Annotated in this window: 11 protein-coding genes; 9 read left to right on the top strand and 2 right to left on the bottom strand. The window is 66.2% G+C overall.

Annotated features, from left to right (window positions below):
* The first annotated feature begins 124 nt into the window (after positions 1-124).
* From HV765_RS03055 to HV765_RS03035, 5 genes are read left to right on the top strand one after another with little or no spacing between them, the layout of a single operon-like run.
* Complete coding sequence (locus tag HV765_RS03055; RefSeq protein WP_054426782.1) at positions 125-895, top strand: endonuclease/exonuclease/phosphatase family protein; 771 nt, start codon at positions 125-127, stop codon at positions 893-895.
* Positions 892-2,094, top strand: coding sequence for a cardiolipin synthase ClsB (gene clsB, locus HV765_RS03050; protein WP_175168736.1), 1,203 nt, complete (start codon positions 892-894; stop codon positions 2,092-2,094). The genes HV765_RS03055 and clsB overlap by 4 nt, the downstream gene beginning before the upstream one ends.
* A 20-nt stretch (positions 2,095-2,114) precedes the next feature.
* Positions 2,115-3,083 carry a lysylphosphatidylglycerol synthase domain-containing protein gene (locus HV765_RS03045; protein WP_338077782.1) on the top strand — a complete coding sequence of 323 codons (969 nt, stop codon included), beginning with the start codon at positions 2,115-2,117 and terminating at the stop codon, positions 3,081-3,083.
* Positions 3,080-4,213, top strand: a complete 1,134-nt coding sequence (locus HV765_RS03040; RefSeq protein WP_175168734.1) for a DUF3182 family protein — start codon at positions 3,080-3,082, stop codon at positions 4,211-4,213. The genes HV765_RS03045 and HV765_RS03040 overlap by 4 nt, the downstream gene beginning before the upstream one ends.
* Positions 4,200-4,958 (top strand): alpha/beta hydrolase family protein, encoded by a 759-nt coding sequence (locus HV765_RS03035; RefSeq protein WP_175168733.1) that lies wholly within the window; start codon positions 4,200-4,202, stop codon positions 4,956-4,958. The genes HV765_RS03040 and HV765_RS03035 overlap by 14 nt, the downstream gene beginning before the upstream one ends.
* Positions 4,959-4,992: 34 nt before the next feature.
* Here HV765_RS03035 and HV765_RS03030 read toward each other — a convergent pair whose 3' ends face one another.
* Both HV765_RS03030 and HV765_RS03025 read right to left on the bottom strand, forming a co-directional pair.
* Positions 4,993-5,391 carry a PRC-barrel domain-containing protein gene (locus HV765_RS03030; protein WP_054426786.1) on the bottom strand — a complete coding sequence of 133 codons (399 nt, stop codon included), beginning with the start codon at positions 5,389-5,391 and terminating at the stop codon, positions 4,993-4,995.
* Between the two features lie 99 nt (positions 5,392-5,490).
* Positions 5,491-7,260 carry a thiamine pyrophosphate-requiring protein gene (locus HV765_RS03025; protein WP_175168732.1) on the bottom strand — a complete coding sequence of 590 codons (1,770 nt, stop codon included), beginning with the start codon at positions 7,258-7,260 and terminating at the stop codon, positions 5,491-5,493.
* A 271-nt stretch (positions 7,261-7,531) separates the two neighbouring features.
* Between HV765_RS03025 and glgA the strand changes: the two genes are divergently transcribed.
* The 4 genes from glgA to glgB are packed head-to-tail and all read left to right on the top strand — an operon-like array spanning position 7,532 to position 18,151.
* Complete coding sequence (gene glgA, locus HV765_RS03020) at positions 7,532-9,151, top strand: glycogen synthase GlgA (protein ID WP_175168731.1); 1,620 nt, start codon at positions 7,532-7,534, stop codon at positions 9,149-9,151.
* Positions 9,152-9,188: 37 nt separating this feature from the next.
* Positions 9,189-12,512, top strand: coding sequence for an alpha-1,4-glucan--maltose-1-phosphate maltosyltransferase (locus tag HV765_RS03015; RefSeq protein ID WP_175168730.1), 3,324 nt, complete (start codon positions 9,189-9,191; stop codon positions 12,510-12,512).
* Between the two features lie 21 nt (positions 12,513-12,533).
* The gene (gene treS / locus HV765_RS03010) at positions 12,534-15,893 is read left to right on the top strand and encodes a maltose alpha-D-glucosyltransferase (protein ID WP_175168729.1); all 3,360 of its coding nucleotides are present in this window, start codon (positions 12,534-12,536) and stop codon (positions 15,891-15,893) included.
* A complete protein-coding gene (glgB, locus tag HV765_RS03005) occupies positions 15,890-18,151 on the top strand; it encodes a 1,4-alpha-glucan branching protein GlgB (protein WP_175168728.1) in 2,262 nt (753 codons plus the stop codon). Before treS ends, glgB begins: the two co-directional genes overlap by 4 nt.

The raw sequence follows: 18,151 nt of genomic DNA, 5'->3' as shown, positions 1-18,151 counted from the left end.
GTCGTAAAGGCGGCCCCGCGCGGGCAGGCCTGCAAGCGGCATCACCCTCCGCGCGCCTGGGGCATATTTGCGCCCCAGGCACGCGACTTGCGGACGAGCTGAATTTTCCACGCCCGGAGAGTTCATGCCCGCCCCCACCGACGATTCCCCACGGACGTTGACGGTGCTTACCGTCAACACCCATAAAGGATTCACCAGCTTCAACCGGCGCTTCATGCTGCACGACCTGCGTGAAGCCTTGCGCACCGCAGCGCCGGATGTGGTGTTCCTGCAAGAGGTGCTGGGCGAGCACCAGACGCACGCCGAACGGCACCCCCACGCATGGCCAGCCTTGTCGCAGTACGAGTTCCTGGCGGACACCCTGTGGACGGACTTTGCCTACGGCCGCAATGCCGTGTATCCGGCCGGGCACCATGGCAACGCGATCCTGTCGCGCTACCCCATCGAGCGCTACGAAAACCATGACGTGAGCGTCGACGGCCACGAAGGCCGGGGCTTGCTGCATTGCGTCCTGCGCATACCGGAGTTCGCCACACCCGTACACGCCATCTGCGTGCATTTGGGCTTGCTGGAACGCCATCGCGGGCAGCAATTGAACGATTTGTGCGAACTGGTTGCGCGCGAAGTGCCTGACGGCGAGCCGCTATTGATTGCGGGCGACTTCAACGACTGGCGCCTGAACGCCGACCGCCTGATGCGCGGCTGCGGCACGCAGGAAGTCTTTACGACGCGGCTGGGCCGCCCCGCCCGCACCTTTCCCGCCCGCTGGCCGCTCTTGCGGCTTGACCGCATCTACGTGCGCAACGTGCGCGACTGGCGGCCGGTGCCGCTGGCCTCGCGCGTGTGGTCGCGCTTATCGGACCATGTGCCGATCTCGGCGGAGATTGCGCTATGAACGCGGTGAACCTTGGATGGCGGGAAGGCAACCGCTACACGCTGCTGGAAAACGGCGAGGCGTATTTTCCTGCCGTCAACCGCGCCATTGATGGCGCGCAGAAAGAAGTGCTGGTTGAAACCTTCATTCTGTTCGACGACAAAGTCGGCCAGGCATTGCAGCAGACGCTGATTGCGGCCGCCCAGCGCGGAGTCAGCGTAGACCTGCTGGTGGACGGCTACGGCTCGGACGAGCTGACCCCTGAATTCATCGGCGCCATGACGGACAGCGGCGTGCGCGTACACATATTTGATCCGCGCCCCCGGCTCTTGGGCGTGCGCACCAACGTGTTCCGCCGCATGCACCGCAAGATCGTGGCCGTGGATGGGGTGTGCGCCTTCGTGGGCGGCATCAACTATTCGGCGGACCACCTGCCCGACTTCGGGCCGGAGGCCAAGCAGGACTACGCCATACGAATAGAGGGGCCGCTTGCCGTTGATATTGGGGACTACGCGCGAGCTGCACTAGACCGCCCCCGCCCGCGCCGGTGGCGGCGCACCCCGAAAGACACCATGCCTGAAGGCGACGGCGGCGGCCGGCTGGTGGTGCGCGACAACATCGAGCACACCACCGACATTGAACGCTACTACCGCGCCGGCCTGCGTTCGGCCAAGCAGGATGTGCTGATCGCCAACGCCTATTTCTTTCCCGGATACCGCCTGCTGCGAGAACTGGCCAAGACCGCGCGGCGCGGCGTGCGCGTGCGGCTCTTGCTTCAGGGCGAGCCGGACATGCCGGTGGCCCGCCTGGCCGGCACCATGCTGTACGACTACCTGATGAGCGCGGGCGTGGAGATCCATGAATATTGCAAGCGCCCATTGCATGGCAAGGTCGCCGTGGTGGATGACGACTGGTCCACCGTGGGTTCCAGCAACCTGGACCCCTTGAGCCTGGCCCTGAACCTGGAAGCGAATGTGGTCGCCCGGGACGCATCGTTAAACCAGGCGCTGCGAGCCAGCCTGGAACACCTGATTGCACACGACTGCAAGCCCGTCCCCGTCAGCCCGCAACCCAAGTGGGCGCTGCGCCGCTTCTGGATCGGGGTGGTGGTGTTCCACTTTCTGCGGCGCTTTCCAGCGTGGGCGGGTTCTTTGCCGGCCCACAAGCCCCGCTTGCGCACCATCGCGCCCGGTACGCCGGGTGAAGGCGAGGCCGCATGAGGGTATTCCGCACAAACTTCATGCGATCGCTGCGCCACCGCTGGCCGCGCATCAAGAAGGTGCTGCCCTGGCTGATTCTGGCCGTGGTGGCAGGCCTGCTGTTCTACTTCGGCCGGTCGGTCGATTGGCCGCAGGTGTGGCAAGCCATGCGCCGCATTCCGGGCGACGCCATCCTGATGGCCGGGGGCTTTGTAGTGTTGGGCTACCTGAGCTATGGCGCGCTGGATCTGCTGGCCCGCCGCTACACGAAACACAAGCTGCCCTGGCCGACGGTGCTGGGGGTGGCCGTCGTCAGCTATGCACTGAACCAAAGTCTGGGCGTGCTGCTGGGCGGCCTGGGCGCACGCCTGCGCCTGTATGCCCGGCTGGGTTGCCGCAAGGCGTTGGCGACACGGGTGGCGGTGTTCTCGGCGGCATCCAACTGGATCGGCTACGCCTGGGTAGCGGGCGCGGTGTTTGTCAGCGGCGCGCTGCCTGTGCCCCAAGGGTGGGAGGTTGGCACGGGCGTGCTGCGGCTGATTGGCGCGGGGATGCTCGCGGCCGGTATCGCCTATGTGTGGACGTGTGCGCGCGCAACCACGCGATCGGCCACGTTGATGGGCCAGCACATCTCGTTGCCCGGTGGCCGCATGGCCGTCATGCAATGCGTCACGGCGGGCCTGTCGTGGCTGTTCATGGGCGCGGTGGCGTATGTGTTGCTGCAAGGCAAGGTGCCCTACCCGGTAGTGCTGGGCATTTTGCTGTGTTCGAGCTTTGCCGCGGTGCTGACTCGCGTGCCCGGTGGGCTGGGCACGACCGAAGCCATCTTCGTAGCCGTGCTGGCACCCAAGATCCCGTATTCGGAAGCCCTGGGCGCGGCGCTGGCCTACCGTGCCTGCTACGCGCTGGCCCCGCTGTGTCTGGCCTTGATTGCCTTTCCGCTGATCGAAGCCGGTATCGCGTGGCGTAAGCGGCGCCAGGCACGCCCCTTGCTGACCCCGTCCCCATGAAACCCAAACCGCCCTCCTCCGTTTCCGATCTTGTCGTCGCCTACCCGCGCCGCGCTACCGCGTCGGAGCATGAGATTGCGTCGCAAGAAGCGCTGGCCTCACGGCTGGCCGCCTTGCTGGGCCGCCGCTTCGACCCCCACTTCCGGCCCAGCCGCCACCGGGGCGAGCCCCCGCCCTACTACGTGCCTGACCGCACCATCATTGGGGTGGCGCGCGCCGGCCGGCTGGGCATTACCCGGGCGGCGGACCTGTACGGCGGCGTGGCCCCGCATTCCTTCGTGGCGGGCAAGGCCATTACCCATGGGCTGATCGGGCCGCAGGCCAAAGCGCCCAAAGCCTGGGTCGCCAGCCTGGCCGATGCGCTGCGCGACGTGGTGCTGGCGGGTTACACCGCCTTCACCCCGCAGGATGCCGAAGCCGCCGGGATGGCGCTGCTTAAGCACGGGCCGCTACGGATCAAGCCCGTTGACGCCAACGCCGGACGCGGCCAGATTGTGGCGCGTAACGCCGACGAGTTACGGGCCGGGTTGGCGGAACAATCCGCCGCCGTCATGCGCCGGTTGGGGCTGGTGCTGGAAGAAGACTTGAAAGACGTCGTCACCTACAGCGTCGGCTGGGCGCGGGTGGGGAAAATGGAAATTGCCTATGTCGGCACGCAGTCGCTGACGCCTGACAACCAGGGCGTGTCGGTCTATGGCGGGTCGGAACTGCGCTTGGCGCGTGGCGGGTTCGATGCGTTGCGGGCGTTGGACTTAAGCGAACACGAACGCCAGGCCGTCGCCATGGCCTGTCAGTACGACACGGCGGTATCCACCGCCTACCCGCAACTGTTCGCATCACGCCGCAATTACGACGTGGCGTTTGGCGTGGGCGCCGCAGGCGAGCCGCGTGCGGGGGTGCTGGAACAATCGTGGCGGGCTGGTGGCGCCAGCCTGGCCGAACTGGCCGCCATGCAGGCGTTTGCCTTGTCGCCGTCCATGGCGTCGGTACGCGCCGCCACCCGGGAACGCTATGGCGAAGACGCGCCTCGTCCCATCCCGCAGCATCTGGTCTTTCATGGTGTGGATTCCGCCGTGGGCCATATCAGCAAGTCGGGTGGCGTACTGGAGGATGCCGATGGCGGCGCATAGTGACCCCATCGCGCTGACGGTTGACGGCCAGACCCTGGACGGCACCTTTCTGACACCCGAAGACAAAGTCCCCGGAGTGCTGTTCATCCACGGTTGGGGGGGCAGCCAGGAATTTGATTTATCCCGCGCCAAGGGGATTGCCGCGTTGGGCTGCGTGTGCCTGACCTTCGACCTGCGCGGCCACGCCGCCACCCGCGAACAGCAGATGCAAGTCACCCGCGAAGACAACTTGCGCGATGTGGTGGCGGCGTATGACCGCCTGGCGTCGCATCCGTCGTTGGATTCGGGCTCCGTGGCGGTAGTGGGCAGCAGCTATGGCGGCTATCTGGCCGCGTTGCTCAGCAATGTGAGGCGGGTGCGATGGCTGGCGCTGCACGTGCCGGCGCTATATCTGGATGATGAATGGCTGCTGCCCAAGAACCAGCTGAACCGCGATACGTTGCGCGCCTACCGCAATAGCTATGTGCCGCCGGAGTCCAACCGCGCCTTGAAGGCGTGCGCAGATTTTGGCGGGGATGTGCTGATTGTCGAGGCGGAACACGACACCTTCATCCCGCACTCCACCATCATGAGCTACCGCTCGGCCTTCCGCCGTTCGCATTCGCTCACGCATCGCATTCTGGACGGCGCCGACCATGCGCTGACGGAAAAATCCGCCCAACGCGCGTACACGTCCATTCTGGTGAACTGGGTAACTGAAATGGTGACCGGCGCGCGGATGGGGAACCCGCGCCCGGTGCCTTGATGCGATGCCCGGACCTGGGTCCGGGCGTCTGGTCTTACCAATAGATGTCTTGCTTGTAGTACGTATGCAGGTCTCGCGCCCACGTCTCGTCTGCCATGCTTGGCCAATTGTCCTTGTCAAAGCCCGGCGCGTTCTTCAACGTTTCCTTATCGACGTTCAACACGAAGCACTTGCGGTCCGTGTCCAGCGTCAGCGCGGCCCAGGGAATGGCGAACAGCTTGTCGCCAATGCCCAGCACGCCGCCGCGCGATAGCACCGCATAGGCCACACGGCCGCGCGGCACGTCGATCATGATGTCCTTGATTGAGCCCAACTCTTCACCCGCCGAGTTGTAGACGTCATTGCCTTCCAGCGTATCCGCCGCCATGACCTGCGGGCCAGGGCCGCCAGGATTGCTCTTGGGGCCGCCCACGATATTGGTCTGGTTTTCCATGGTCTATCTCCTTTGCCGGGCATCCGCCCTGCGTTGTGGTGGTAGGAATCGTCTTATCCGCAAGCGCCGTGCCACACCGCGCACGGCATCTGCGTCGGCTTAACTGGCCCACCATTGCTTGATCGTGGCGCGTAGCGCGGCCGCCCCGGTGGCGGCGTCTTCCTTGCGCAGCGCGGTCATGTAGGCAGCGAACTGCTTAAGCGAAATATGCGGCGGCATGGGCGGCACCTCGGGGTCGGTGACCACTTCCAGCACGACGGGCCGGCCGGCCGTCAGCGCGCGGTCCCATGCGGGGCCTACCTCATCCGGCTCGGTGACGCGGATGCCCTCCAGGCCCAGCATGCGGCCGTAGTCCGCATAGGAAAATTCCGGCAGCCATTGCGAATCCCCGAAGCGCGGGTCGGCGCCCATGACGCGCTGTTCCCACGTCACCAGGTTCAAGTCGCCATTGTTCAGCACCAGCACCACCAGGGTCGGGTTGGCCCAATCCTTCCAGCGGTGCGCAATGGTGATCAGTTCATTGATGCCCAGCATCTGCATGGCGCCATCGCCCACCAGCGCCACCACCGGCCGCCCCGGGTGTGCAAGCTTGGCCGCCAACGCGTAAGGCACGCCGCACCCCATGCTGGCCAGCCCGCCCGACACCGAACCCATCATGCCTTGGCGCAGATGCACGTCGCGTGCATACCAATTGGCGGCGGAACCGGAATCGCAGGTGACGATGCACTGCGGCGGCAAGCGGCGCGACAATTCCAGAAACGGCCGCTGCGGGTTCACGCCCTTGGCGTCGACCATGGCGCGCGACACCACGGTTTCACGCCATCGGGCGACCTTTTTTTCGATGCCTTTTAGCCACCGGTCGGAGGGCTTGGCGTCTAGTTTCGGCAACAAGGCTTGCAAGGTCAGGCGCGCATCGCCGACCAGCCCGGCTTCTACCGGATAACGCAAGCTAAGCCTGCGGCCATCAACATCGATCTGCACCGCTCTCGCCTGGCCTTCCTTAGGTAAAAATTCCGCGTAAGGGAAAGACGTACCCACCATCAGCAAGGTGTCGCACTCGTTCATCATTTCCCAACTGGGCTGCGTGCCCAGCAGGCCGATGGCGCCCGTCACATACGGCAGCTCGTCGGGCAGCACGGCTTTGCCCAGCAAGGCCTTGGCCACGCCCGCGCCCAGCCGCTCGGCTACGGCGCGTACTTCGTCGCTGGCTTCCAATGCGCCGGCCCCCACCAGCATCGCCACGCGTTCGCCGCGGTTCAGAATCGACGCCGCGTTGTCCAGCGCCGCTTCGGGCGGCACGGCGGCATGCGAGGTCAGGCCAATACCGGTGTGCACCGTGCCATGTTCGCGCGGGGGCACTTCCACGGCATCCAGGTCTTGCACATCGTTGGGGAAAATCAGGCAGGTCACGCCCCGGCGTTCCATGGCGATGCGCATGGCGCGGTCAACCATGTGACGCGCCTGCACGGGTGAGGTCACCATGTGGACGAAGTCATGCGCCACGTCCTTGAACAGGCTGACCAGGTCCACCTCTTGCTGATAATCGCCGCCCAAGGCGCTGCGCGCCTGCTGGCCGACGATGGCCACAACGGGCTGGTGGTCAAGCTTGGCGTCGTACAGGCCATTGAGCAGATGGATGGCGCCGGGGCCGGACGTCGCCAGGCACACGCCAACCTGGCCGGTGAACTTGGCATGCGCGCAGGCCATGAACGCCGCGCCCTCTTCGTGACGCGCCTGGACAAACTCCAGCTCCTTGTTCTTGCCAAACGCGCCAATCAGCCCATTGATCCCGTCGCCGGGATAGCCGAACACGCGTTGCACGCCCCATTCGCCCAAGCGGGCCAGGACAAAGTCGGAAACGGTTTTCAAGTTGGGGCTCCTTGGGTGGTTGCGAGTGGTCCCGCACGAGATCTGGCGCGCCGCAATCCCCATGCCTGCGCGTCGCAACGCCTGCCCCCCAACGCCCAATGCTGCGCTGCTCCCAAATTTACAAACACCAGCAACAACGACGCGTAACCCGACCGGACGCCCCGCAGGGTTTCACCTGATCGGCTCAGGCACGTCACTTGCGCATAAGAAGGCTTACGGAATCGGGCCCCCTTTTTCAGCGGCCCTCCGACTTTCCCCCGGAGCAAGAAGCATGGCGACGACGATACTTATAGTGGCAGCCGAAGCGTTCCCCTTGGCGAAAACGGGCGGTCTGGGCGACGCCATCACCGGCATGGCGCGCGCCTTGATCCAACGCGGCGTACCCGCAACCATCTTGCTGCCCGCCTACCGCGGCGTGGCCAAGCAGTTGGACAGCGCGCATGAAGTCGCGCGGCTGGAAGATTTGCCTGGCGGCGATGCGCGCTTGCTGGCCGGCGTATGCCCGACTTCCGAGCTGCCTTTCCTGCTGCTGGAAAACGACGCGCTCTATGACCGCGCCGGTCTCTATGTGGATGAAGATGGCCAGGAACACCCCGACAACGGCCTGCGCTATGCCGCCCTGTCGCACGCCGCCATGCGCATCGCGCGCGGCTTGCCGGGCCTGCCGCGCCCCGATGTGGTGCACGCGCACGATTGGCATGCGGCCTTGGCGCCCATGTTGATCCGTGAGGCCGGCATTGACGACGTCAAAAGCGTGCTGACCATCCACAACCTGGCCTTCCAAGGGCAATTCCCGCTGGAAGACGCCGCCGCGTTTGGCATCCCGCCCGCGTGCCGGGGCGAACACGCCACCGTCGCCTGGAACAAGCTGAACTTCATGAAGGCGGGGATCGGGTACGCCGACCGGGTCACCACCGTCAGCCACACCTACGCCCGCGAAATCCTGACGCCCGACTTCGGCTGCGGTCTGGACGGTTTGCTGCGCGAACGCGCGCCTGACCTGATGGGCATACCGAACGGTATCGACACCGTGCTGTGGGACCCGTCGCGCGATCGGCACCTGGGGTCGCTGCAATACCACTCGGGCGACCTGGCGAACAAACGCCTGTGCAAGACGGTGCTGCAACGCGAATTTGGCTTGCTGCAAGACCCGAACGCGACGCTTGTTGTGATGGGCAGCCGGCTGACCGAACAGAAAATGGCGGACGTGGCCGCCGAGGCCTTGCCGCGTGTGCTGGAAGCGTATCCGGACATGCAGGTCGCCATTCTTGGCCAGGGCGACCGCCGGCTGGAAGGCGCGCTGAAGGCGCTGGCGGTTCAGTACCCGCAGCGCTGCGCGACCCGCATTGGCTACAACGAGGCGGGCGCGCATCGCCTGCATGCGGGCGGCGACATTCTGCTGCACGGCAGCCGCTTTGAGCCCTTTGGCCTGACGCCGCTTTACGCCATGCGCTACGGCACCGTGCCGATCGGCTCGCGCGTGGGCGGCATGGCCGACACCATCGAAGACCCGGGCGCCGACACCCCGCTGACCGCCATGGCGTTTGCCAACGGCTTGCTGTTTGACGGCGACCACGTCGACGCCATGGCCAACGCGCTGTCGCGCGCCATGCACCTGCGCAAGCATCCGATGCTGTGGCGGGCGATGCAGCGCAATGCCATGAGCACCGATTTCAGTTGGCAGCGCGCCGTGGGGGCTTACGAGGAACTGCTGGCGTCACTGGTTTCCCGCGAAGACGCCGCCCAAGAGCAAGGCGAAGCACTCAGCCAACGACACGGCCAGGCACGCGCTCAAGCGCAAGGTAAAGCAATCGATGCCGCCACGCCGGCCGCTGAACCCGCTCGCAACCGGCGAACGCGTCAGGCGCGCGGCTCAATGATGCCGGTTTAAGACAAACCCAAAGGCGAACCCAAAAGGCAAACCCCGCATGGCTACCCGCCCCACCCTTCCCACGCCCGCCCTGCTGCGCATCTGCCATGCGCAGCAGGGTTTTGCGCGCTTACCTGTTGCCGCCGCCGGCTTGGATGGCGGCGCAGGCAGCAGCACCACGCAGGAAGCCCGGCTGGCGCGCATCCAGCAGGCGGGGTTCAACGCCGTGCTGATTCCTCCCCCGTGGTTGCGAGCGGCCGATGCGCAAACGCTGGCGCCGGTTGATGCCGACTTGAGCGCAACGCAAACCCGCACGGAACCTATCGTCGCCACCTACGAGCGGCTGGCGCAGGCGGCTTCCGCCCACGGGCTGGCGCTATTCGTGCGGGTGGCGTTTGACCGGGTGTCGGTAGACGCCACCGCCTCGACCGCGCCATCTGGCTGGTATCAGGCGCGCGACGACGACCCGGCGCGTGACCCCCGCTTGCCCAGCCGCGAGTGGGGCGTGAAGACGCTGCGCACACCGCCCCCGGATGGCTTTGCAGATGCGTGGTCGCGTCGCCTGAACGCCTGGGCCGACGCGGGCGTGTCGGGCTTTTTGTTCGAAGCGCCGCACTGCCTGCCCGCCGCCACCTGGCAAGCGATGCTGACGCCGCTGCGCGAACGGGCCACGCCTGCACGCTGCCTGGCGTGGACGCCGGGCTTGACCGTCGAGCAGCTGGCCGCTTTGTACGGCGCAGGGTTTGACGCGGGCTTTTCCTCGCTGGCGTGGTGGGACTACAAGGCCGACTGGCTGGCGAACGAGGCGCGCCGGCTGAGCCAGCTTGGGCCCTTTCTGGCCAGCGCGTCGCCGTTGGAAGCCGATCATTCCGCGCCCGCCGACCGCCGCCGCGCCTGGGCCGCCGCCTTTACCGCCACAGGCTGGATGGCGAACGAGTCTGACATGGATGCGCTGGCCGACACGCCGGACGTCAACCGCTGGTTGGATGAATCCGACCCGCTCACGTCATTGCCCCGCCTGCTGGGCGGGCGCGACGGCCGCGCAACGCTGATCTTGCGCAATGCCCAGAACGGCGCAACAGACACCACCGATGCAACCGGTATTCTGGCGCTGAACCCGTCCGCCACCGCGCCCGCCCATATCGATTGGGACGCCGCCGCGCCCAGCTTGCCGCCCGGCGACATCCTGCCGCAGCGGGTGACGGACGCGCCCGCGCTCGCCAGCGCCACCTTGCCCCCGGCCGATTGCGCGCTGCTGGCGATAAGCCCCATGCCGCCTGTGCGCGAGGCATCGCGCCACCCCGGCCCCCGTACCGAGGGCGGCGCCGGCCTGCGCATCGCGATTGAGAGCGTGTCGCCCGCCGTGAATGACGGCGCGCTGCCCATCAAGTGCGTGGTGCATGAACGCATCGTCGTGCAGGCAGACCTGCTGATGGACGGCCACGACCGGATCGCAGGCGAACTGCGTTGGCGCGCGGCTGACGAATCAGGCTGGAGCCGGGTGCCGCTTGCGCTTGTCACCAATGACCGCTGGCAAGCCAGCTTTCGCCCGCGCCGCATTGGCCCGCACGAGTTCCAGGTGGCGGCATGGTTCGACGTCTGGGAAACCTATCGCCATGACATCGAAGTCAAACATCACGCCGGCGTGGACGTGCGCCTGGAGGTCGTTGAAGGCGTGTTGCTGCTGCGCGAGGCCGAGAAGCGCGCGGGCAAGGGTTCCGATGCGGGAGGCAGCGTGGCGGTCATCAAGCGTGCGTTGGCCGCGCTGCCCAAGGCCAAGCCCAATGCCAAAACCGGCGTCACGTTGGGAGACTCCCCGCCCACCGACGACCAGATCGCCCACTTGCTTAGCCCCGAACTGGCCCGCGCCATGCGCGAGCTGGACGCGCACGCCTTTGAATCCGTCACGCCCGAGCCGTTCCCCGTGTGGGTGGACCGCCCCGAAGCCTGCCACAGCGCCTGGTACGAGCTGTTTCCGCGTTCGCAAGCGCGCGAGCCCGGCCGCCACGGCACCTTTGATGACGTCATTGAACGCCTGCCCGACATCCGGGAAATGGGTTTTGACGTGTTGTACCTGCCGCCCATCCATCCCATCGGCCTGCGCAACCGCAAGGGGCCGAACAATAGTTTGATTGCAGGCCCCGACGATGTGGGCAGCCCTTATGCCATCGGTTCGGCCGATGGCGGGCACGACGCCATCGAGCCCAAGCTGGGCAGCTTGCAGGACTTTCTGCGTCTGGTGCGCGCGGCCGACGACCACGGTATGGAGATGGCGCTGGACTTTGCCATCCAGTGTTCGCCTGACCACCCCTGGCTGGCCGAGCACCCCGACTGGTTCTCGTGGCGGCCCGATGGCTCGTTGCGCTATGCCGAGAACCCGCCGAAGAAGTATCAGGACATCGTGAATGTTTCGTTCTACGGTTCGCCGCCCCGCCGCGCCCGCAAGCTTGCGCTATGGCGCGCGCTGCGCGACGTGGTGCTGTTCTGGGTGGACCAGGGCGTCCGCATTTTCCGGGTAGACAACCCGCACACCAAGCCGCTGCCCTTCTGGCAATGGCTGATCGCCGAAGTGCATGGGCAGCACCCGGATGTGCTGTTCCTGTCCGAAGCCTTCACCCGGCCCAAGATGATGTACCGGCTGGCCAAGGTGGGGTTCACGCAGTCGTACACGTACTTCACCTGGCGTAATGAGCGCGCCGAGCTGCAAGCGTATCTGGAAGAAATTTCGCAGCCGCCGCCGGCCGACTTCTTCCGTCCGCATTTCTTCGTGAACACGCCTGACATCAACCCCGTGTTCCTGCAAACGTCGGGCCGGCCGGGCTTTTTGATTCGTGCGGCGTTGGCAGCGACAGGGTCGGGGCTGTGGGGCTTATACAGCGGTTTCGAGCTCTGCGAAGCCGCGCCGGTGCCAGGCAAAGAGGAATACCTGGATTCCGAAAAGTACGAACTGCGTCCGCGCGACTGGCATCAGCCCGGCAATATCCGCGCCGAAATCACGCGCCTGAATCACATCCGCCATGCCAACCCGGCGCTGCAAACCCACCGCGGGCTGACCGCCATCGGCAGTGGCAACGACCGCGTGCTGGCCTTTGTGAAAGCCACGCCGGGGCTGGGCAATGTGGTGCTGACAGTGATCAGCCTGGACCCCTTCCACCCGCAGACCGCGCACGTGGACGCGCCCTTCTGGCTGTTTGGCGAAGGCCCCGGCGCAGCATTCGACGAAACCCGCGAAACCCACCAAACCCGCGAACCCCGCCCCGATCACCTGGAAGCCGAAGACCTGCTGACGGACACCCGCGACACCTGGCGCGATGCGACGCGCGCGGTGGCCTTGTCCCCCGATCAACCCTATCGCATCTGGCGGCTGTCGCTGCATGGCTGATGCCGCCCGGAGCCCAACCCCATGATTAGTGAAACCCAACCCCAGAAGGATGACAGCCTTTGGTACAAGGACGCCGTCATCTACCAGCTGCATGTGAAGTCGTTCTTCGACTCCAATGATGATGGCGTGGGCGACGTGCCCGGCCTGATCATGAAGCTGGACTACATCGCCAGCCTGGGCGTGAACACGATCTGGCTGCTGCCCTTCTACCCATCGCCGCGCCGCGACGATGGCTACGACATCGCGGACTATCGCGGCGTGCACCCCGACTACGGCACCGTTGCCGACGTGCGCAAGCTGATCCGCGAGGCCCATGCGCGCGGCTTGCGCGTCATTACCGAACTGGTGGTGAACCACACGTCGGACCAGCACCGCTGGTTTCAGCGGGCGCGCACCTCGCGCCCGGGGTCGGCCGCGCGTAATTTCTACGTGTGGTCCGACAACGACAAGGCCTATGCCGGCACCCGCGTCATCTTCTGCGACACGGAAAAATCCAACTGGACGTGGGACCCCGTCGCCAACGCCTATTTCTGGCATCGCTTCTATTCCCATCAGCCAGACCTGAATTACGACAACCCGCAGGTGCTGAAGGAAGTGCTGTCGGTCATGCGCCACTGGCTGGACATGGGCGTGGACGGGCTGCGGCTGGACGCCGTGCCGTATCTGGTGGAACGCGAAGGCACCAACAACGAGAACCTGCCGGAAACGCATCAAGTGTTGAAGCAGATTCGCGCGGTGATCGATGACGAATACCCCGGCCGCCTGCTGCTGGCCGAAGCCAACCAATGGCCCGAAGACGCGCAGGAGTATTTCGGGGCGGGCGACGAATGCCATATGTCGTTCCACTTTCCGCTGATGCCGCGCATGTACATGGCGATTGCGCAGGAAGACCGCTTCCCGATTACCGACATCATCCGGCAGACGCCCGACATTCCCGCCACCTGCCAATGGGCCATCTTTTTGCGCAACCACGACGAGCTGACGCTTGAAATGGTGACGAGCCGCGAACGCGATTACCTGTGGAGCGTGTACGCGGCTGACCCGCGCGCCCGCATCAACCTGGGCATCCGCCGCCGCCTGGCGCCCTTACTGGAGCGCGACCGCCGCCGCGTCGAACTGATGAACAGCCTGTTGCTGTCCATGCCCGGCACGCCGGTGCTGTACTACGGCGACGAGCTCGGCATGGGCGACAACGTGCATCTGGGCGACCGAGATGGCGTGCGCACGCCGATGCAATGGTCGCCCGACCGCAACGGCGGCTTCTCGCGCGCCGACCCCGAACGCCTGCCGCTGCCTGTGCTGATGGGGCCGCTGTATGGCTACGAGGCCGTCAACGTGGAAGCGCAGCAGCGCGACCCGCATTCGCTCTTGAACTGGACGCGCCGCATGCTGGCGCAGCGCCGCCAGACGCACGCCTTCGGGCGCGGCACTTTGCGCTTCATCCTGGCCGGCAACCGCAAGATTCTGGCGTACCTGCGCCAATGGAACGACACCACGATTCTGTGCGTGGCCAATCTGTCGAACGCCGCGCAGCCGGTTGAGCTGCAATTGCAGGCCTTCAACGGCCGCGTACCGGTGGAAATGCTGGGCGGCACGCCGTTTCCGGCCATTGGCGAATTGCCGTATCTGCTGACGCTGCCGCCGTATGGCTTTTACTGGATGGACCTGAGCGTGGACGCCGCGCCGCCGAATTGGCATGCCAGCGGCCCCGCCCAGATGCCCGAGCTGACGACGCTGGTGCTGAAGTCGCGCGGCGGCGCGTCGCTGACGGATGCGTCGCGCGCGGTGCTGGAAAACGAAGTGCTGCCCGAATACCTGGCGCGCCAGCGCTGGTTCCCGGGCAAGCATGCGCCCGCCCGCGCCCGGCTGGCGTATGCCACGCCCTTTCACACCGCCAGCGGCGAAGCCTATTGGGCCGAGATCGAACCCGAAGATGGCGTGGCCGGCCTGCGCGCCCAAGCGCCGTTCGTTCTGGTGTGGGATGAAACCGCCCAGGTGCAATACCCGATTGCGCGGGTGCGGCGCGGGCCAGAGGTCGGCATTCTGGCCGACGCCTTCCTGCAACCCGGCTTCGTGCTGGGCGTGGTCGCCGCCTTGCGCGCGGGCGGCGAGCTGGATGGCCGCGAAGGCGGCAAGCCGGGCGACAAACCCGGCGTCATCCGCTATCTGCCCGAACCGGGGCTGGCTGAACTGGATCTGGGCGACGACCCCGCTCTGCAATGGATCAGCGGCGAACAGTCCAATAGTTCCGTCATCGTCGGCGGACAAGCCATTCTGAAACTGCTGCGCAATGTGCGGCCGGGGGTGTCACCGGAAGTCGAGATGACGCGCTACCTGACCCGTGCGGGCTACGCCAACATTCCGGCGTTGCTGGGCGAAGTGCTGCGGGTGGATTCGGAAGGCGTGCCGCACACGCTGGCCGTGCTGCACGCCTTTGTGACGAACGAAGGCGACGCCTGGACGTGGACGCTGGATTACCTGAAGCGCACGCTGGGCGCGGCCTTGCTGGGTAACGCTACGCCAGACGAATTCGAAGCCAGCCTGGAAGGCTATACGGTGGTGGCGGCCACCATCGGCCGCCGTCTGGCCGAGCTGCACAACGCGCTGGCGCAACCCAGCGACGACGAGACCTTTGCCGTGCACACCGCCACGACGGAAGACGCGGACGAGCACGCCACCCGCATCGTCGCCCAGCTTGACCGCGCGGCGGATGATCTGCGCGCCGTGCTGGATACGCTGGAAGCGCCGTCGCATGCGTGCGCCGAATGGTTCTTTGACCATCGTGCGCGGCTGATCAAGCAAGTCACTGCGATGGCGCAATCGCTCGCCGGCGCGCCGCTGATCCGCGTGCATGGCGACTTCCATCTGGGCCAGGTGCTGGTGGCGCAGACGGACGCGTATCTGATTGATTTTGAAGGCGAACCGATCCAGACCATGGAATCGCGCCGGCTGCGCTTCACGCCCTACAAGGACGTGGCCGGCATGCTGCGCTCGTTTGACTATGCGGCCGCCTCCATCGCGCGTGCCGATCCGCTGGGCGGCGCACCGACCGACGCGAACGCGGGGGCAGCGGATTCGGCCGCATCACCCGGCGTGCCACTGGAATTGCGCGACGCGCTGCTGGCGCGCTTCGGACACCGGGCGGCCGAGGCCTTTTTGCAGGGCTATCAAGAAGCTGCCACCACGGCAATTGCGCTGCCGGCGGATCAGGAAAGCGCGCTGCTTAAGCTGGCGCAGCTGGAAAAGGCCGCCTACGAGGTCAGCTATGAAGCCGCCCACCGGCCGGACTGGATTTCCATTCCGCTGTGCGCCCTGACGGGGCTTGCGCGCGAGCTCATCATGCAAAACGCGGCCATCCACGACGAGGAACAATCACGATGAACCGCCAACGCACCGCCTCGCCGCCCAAGGCGCCGCCGAACGTGTCACCCAAGGCGCCGCTAATAGCACCGCCACAGGACCGCCCGGCCGGCTCTGACGGCCAGGTCGACCCGGCCACGCTGGCCGCGCTGGCCGCGGGCCTGCACGCCGATCCGTTTTCGGTACTGGGTCCGCACGATGGCGCCGTTCGCGTGCTGGCCCCGGGCGCATCCGCCGTGTCTGTCGTGTGGCCCGATGGCGCGCGTACCGCCTTGCACGAGCAAGCCCATGGTTTGTACACGGGTGCAGCACCCGGCGCGCGGCCGGGCGACCCCGCGTCGTACCAGTTGGCCATTTCATGGCCGGGCGCGGAACAGTTGACGCCCGACCCCTACGCCTTTGGCCCGTTACTGTCCGACGGCACGCTGCAAGGCTTGGCTGGCGGCGACTGGAACGCCGCACTCGATGCCTTGGGCGCGCGGCTGGGCGAGCTGAATGGCGTGCCCGGCTTGCGCTGCGCCGTGTGGGCGCCCAACGCGCGCCGTGTTGCGGTAGTGGGCGACTTCAACAGCTGGGATGGCCGCCGCCACGCCATGCGGCTGCGCCACGCGGCGGGCGTGTGGGAATTGTTCATCCCGGGCGTCACCGCGGGCGATTGCTACAAGTTCGCCATCACCGACCCCACCGGCGCGATCTTGCTCAAGGCCGACCCGATGGCGCGCCGCGCGCAGCCCGCGCCCGCCACGGCCTCAATCGTTGACGACCCTTCCCCCTATTCCTGGACGGACGATGCATGGATGCTTTCTCGCGGTGCGCGCCAAGCGCCCCAATCTCCCATTTCCATCTACGAGGTGCACGCCGGTTCGTGGATCGCGGCCGACGGCGCTCGCTGCGTCTGGGACCAACTGGCCGACAAGCTGCCCGCCTACGCGCACGCCATGGGGTTCTCGCATGTCGAATTGATGCCGATCATGGAGTATCCGTTCGGTGGTTCCTGGGGCTACCAGCCGCTTGGTCTGTTCGCACCGTCCGCCCGCTTTGGGCCGCCGGCCGCCTTCGCCCGTTTCGTGGACCGCTGCCACGCCGTGGGCGTCGGCGTCATCCTGGACTGGGTTCCCGCGCACTTCCCCGATGACGCCCACGGGCTGGCGCGCTTTGATGGCACGCCGCTGTATGAATACGCCGACCCGCGCGAAGGCTATCACCCCGACTGGCACACCATGGTCTACAACCTGGGGCGCACCGAAGTCAAAGCCTTCATGATTGCCAGCGCCATGCATTGGCTGCGCCGTTATCACATCGACGGGCTGCGCGTGGACGCGGTGGCCTCGATGCTATACCGCGACTACAGCCGCCAGCCCGGGGAATGGATACCCAACCAGCACGGCGGCCGTGAAAACCTGGAAGCGGTGGCTTTTCTGCAAGAACTGAACGCCACCGTCCGCAAGCAGGTGCCAGACGCCATCGTTGTGGCCGAAGAGTCTACCGCCTGGCCGGGCGTGACTGCGCCCGTTGAAGATGGCGGGTTGGGGTTCCACTACAAATGGAACATGGGCTGGATGCACGACACGCTGCGCTACATGCACGAAGACCCGGTGCACCGCAAGTATCACCACCACGACATCACGTTCGGCATGGCCTACGCCTATTCCGAACGCTTCATCCTGCCGCTGTCGCATGACGAAGTGGTGCACGGCAAGGGTTCGCTTGTGAACAAGATGCCGGGGGACCACGGCACGAAGCTCGCGAACCTGCGCGCGTATCTGGGCTTCATGTGGGCGCACCCCGGCAAGAAGCTGCTGTTCATGGGGGGCGAACTGGCCCAGCCCGCCGAATGGAATCACGACGCCACGCTGAATTGGAACCTGCTGGACGACCCCGGCCACCACGGCGTGCAACGCCTGGTCGCTGACCTGAACCGGCTGTACCGCGACACCCCCGCACTGCACGCGCTTGACGCCGACCCCGAGGGCTTTGCCTGGGTCGTGATGGACGATGCCGACAACAGCGTGGCCGCGTTCCTGCGGCGCAGTGGTGCGCAGATGGTGTTGGCGGTGTCGAACTTCACGCCGGTCGCCCGCCACGGCTACCGCGTCGGCGTGCCGCTGGCCGGCCGCTGGGCCGAATCCCTGAACACCGATGCCGGCTGGTATGGCGGCTCGGGCCAAGGCAACCAGGGCGCGGCCGTCTCCGCGTCCGAGTCCGCCCACGGCCACGCGCAGTCCCTGTCATTGACGCTCCCTCCGCTTGCCACCCTCTATTTCACGCATGAAGGCTGA

This window comes from Achromobacter kerstersii (assembly GCF_902859595.1).
Classification (GTDB): Bacteria; Pseudomonadota; Gammaproteobacteria; order Burkholderiales; family Burkholderiaceae_B; genus Achromobacter; species Achromobacter kerstersii.
Note: the sequence above shows the minus strand (reverse complement) of the source record. Positions and strands in the feature narration are given on the sequence as shown.

Bases quoted from the DNA above. Each gene is read 5' to 3' on its own strand.
- HV765_RS03055 (WP_054426782.1), top strand. From the start codon at position 125: ATGCCCGCCCCCACCGACGATTCCCCACGGACGTTGACGGTGCTTACC.
- clsB (WP_175168736.1), top strand. From the start codon at position 892: ATGAACGCGGTGAACCTTGGATGGCGGGAAGGCAACCGCTACACGCTG.
- HV765_RS03045 (WP_338077782.1), top strand. From the start codon at position 2,115: ATGCGATCGCTGCGCCACCGCTGGCCGCGCATCAAGAAGGTGCTGCCC.
- HV765_RS03040 (WP_175168734.1), top strand. From the start codon at position 3,080: ATGAAACCCAAACCGCCCTCCTCCGTTTCCGATCTTGTCGTCGCCTAC.
- HV765_RS03035 (WP_175168733.1), top strand. From the start codon at position 4,200: ATGGCGGCGCATAGTGACCCCATCGCGCTGACGGTTGACGGCCAGACC.
- HV765_RS03030 (WP_054426786.1), bottom strand. From the start codon at position 5,391: ATGGAAAACCAGACCAATATCGTGGGCGGCCCCAAGAGCAATCCTGGC.
- glgA (WP_175168731.1), top strand. From the start codon at position 7,532: ATGGCGACGACGATACTTATAGTGGCAGCCGAAGCGTTCCCCTTGGCG.
- HV765_RS03015 (WP_175168730.1), top strand. From the start codon at position 9,189: ATGGCTACCCGCCCCACCCTTCCCACGCCCGCCCTGCTGCGCATCTGC.
- treS (WP_175168729.1), top strand. From the start codon at position 12,534: ATGATTAGTGAAACCCAACCCCAGAAGGATGACAGCCTTTGGTACAAG.
- glgB (WP_175168728.1), top strand. From the start codon at position 15,890: ATGAACCGCCAACGCACCGCCTCGCCGCCCAAGGCGCCGCCGAACGTG.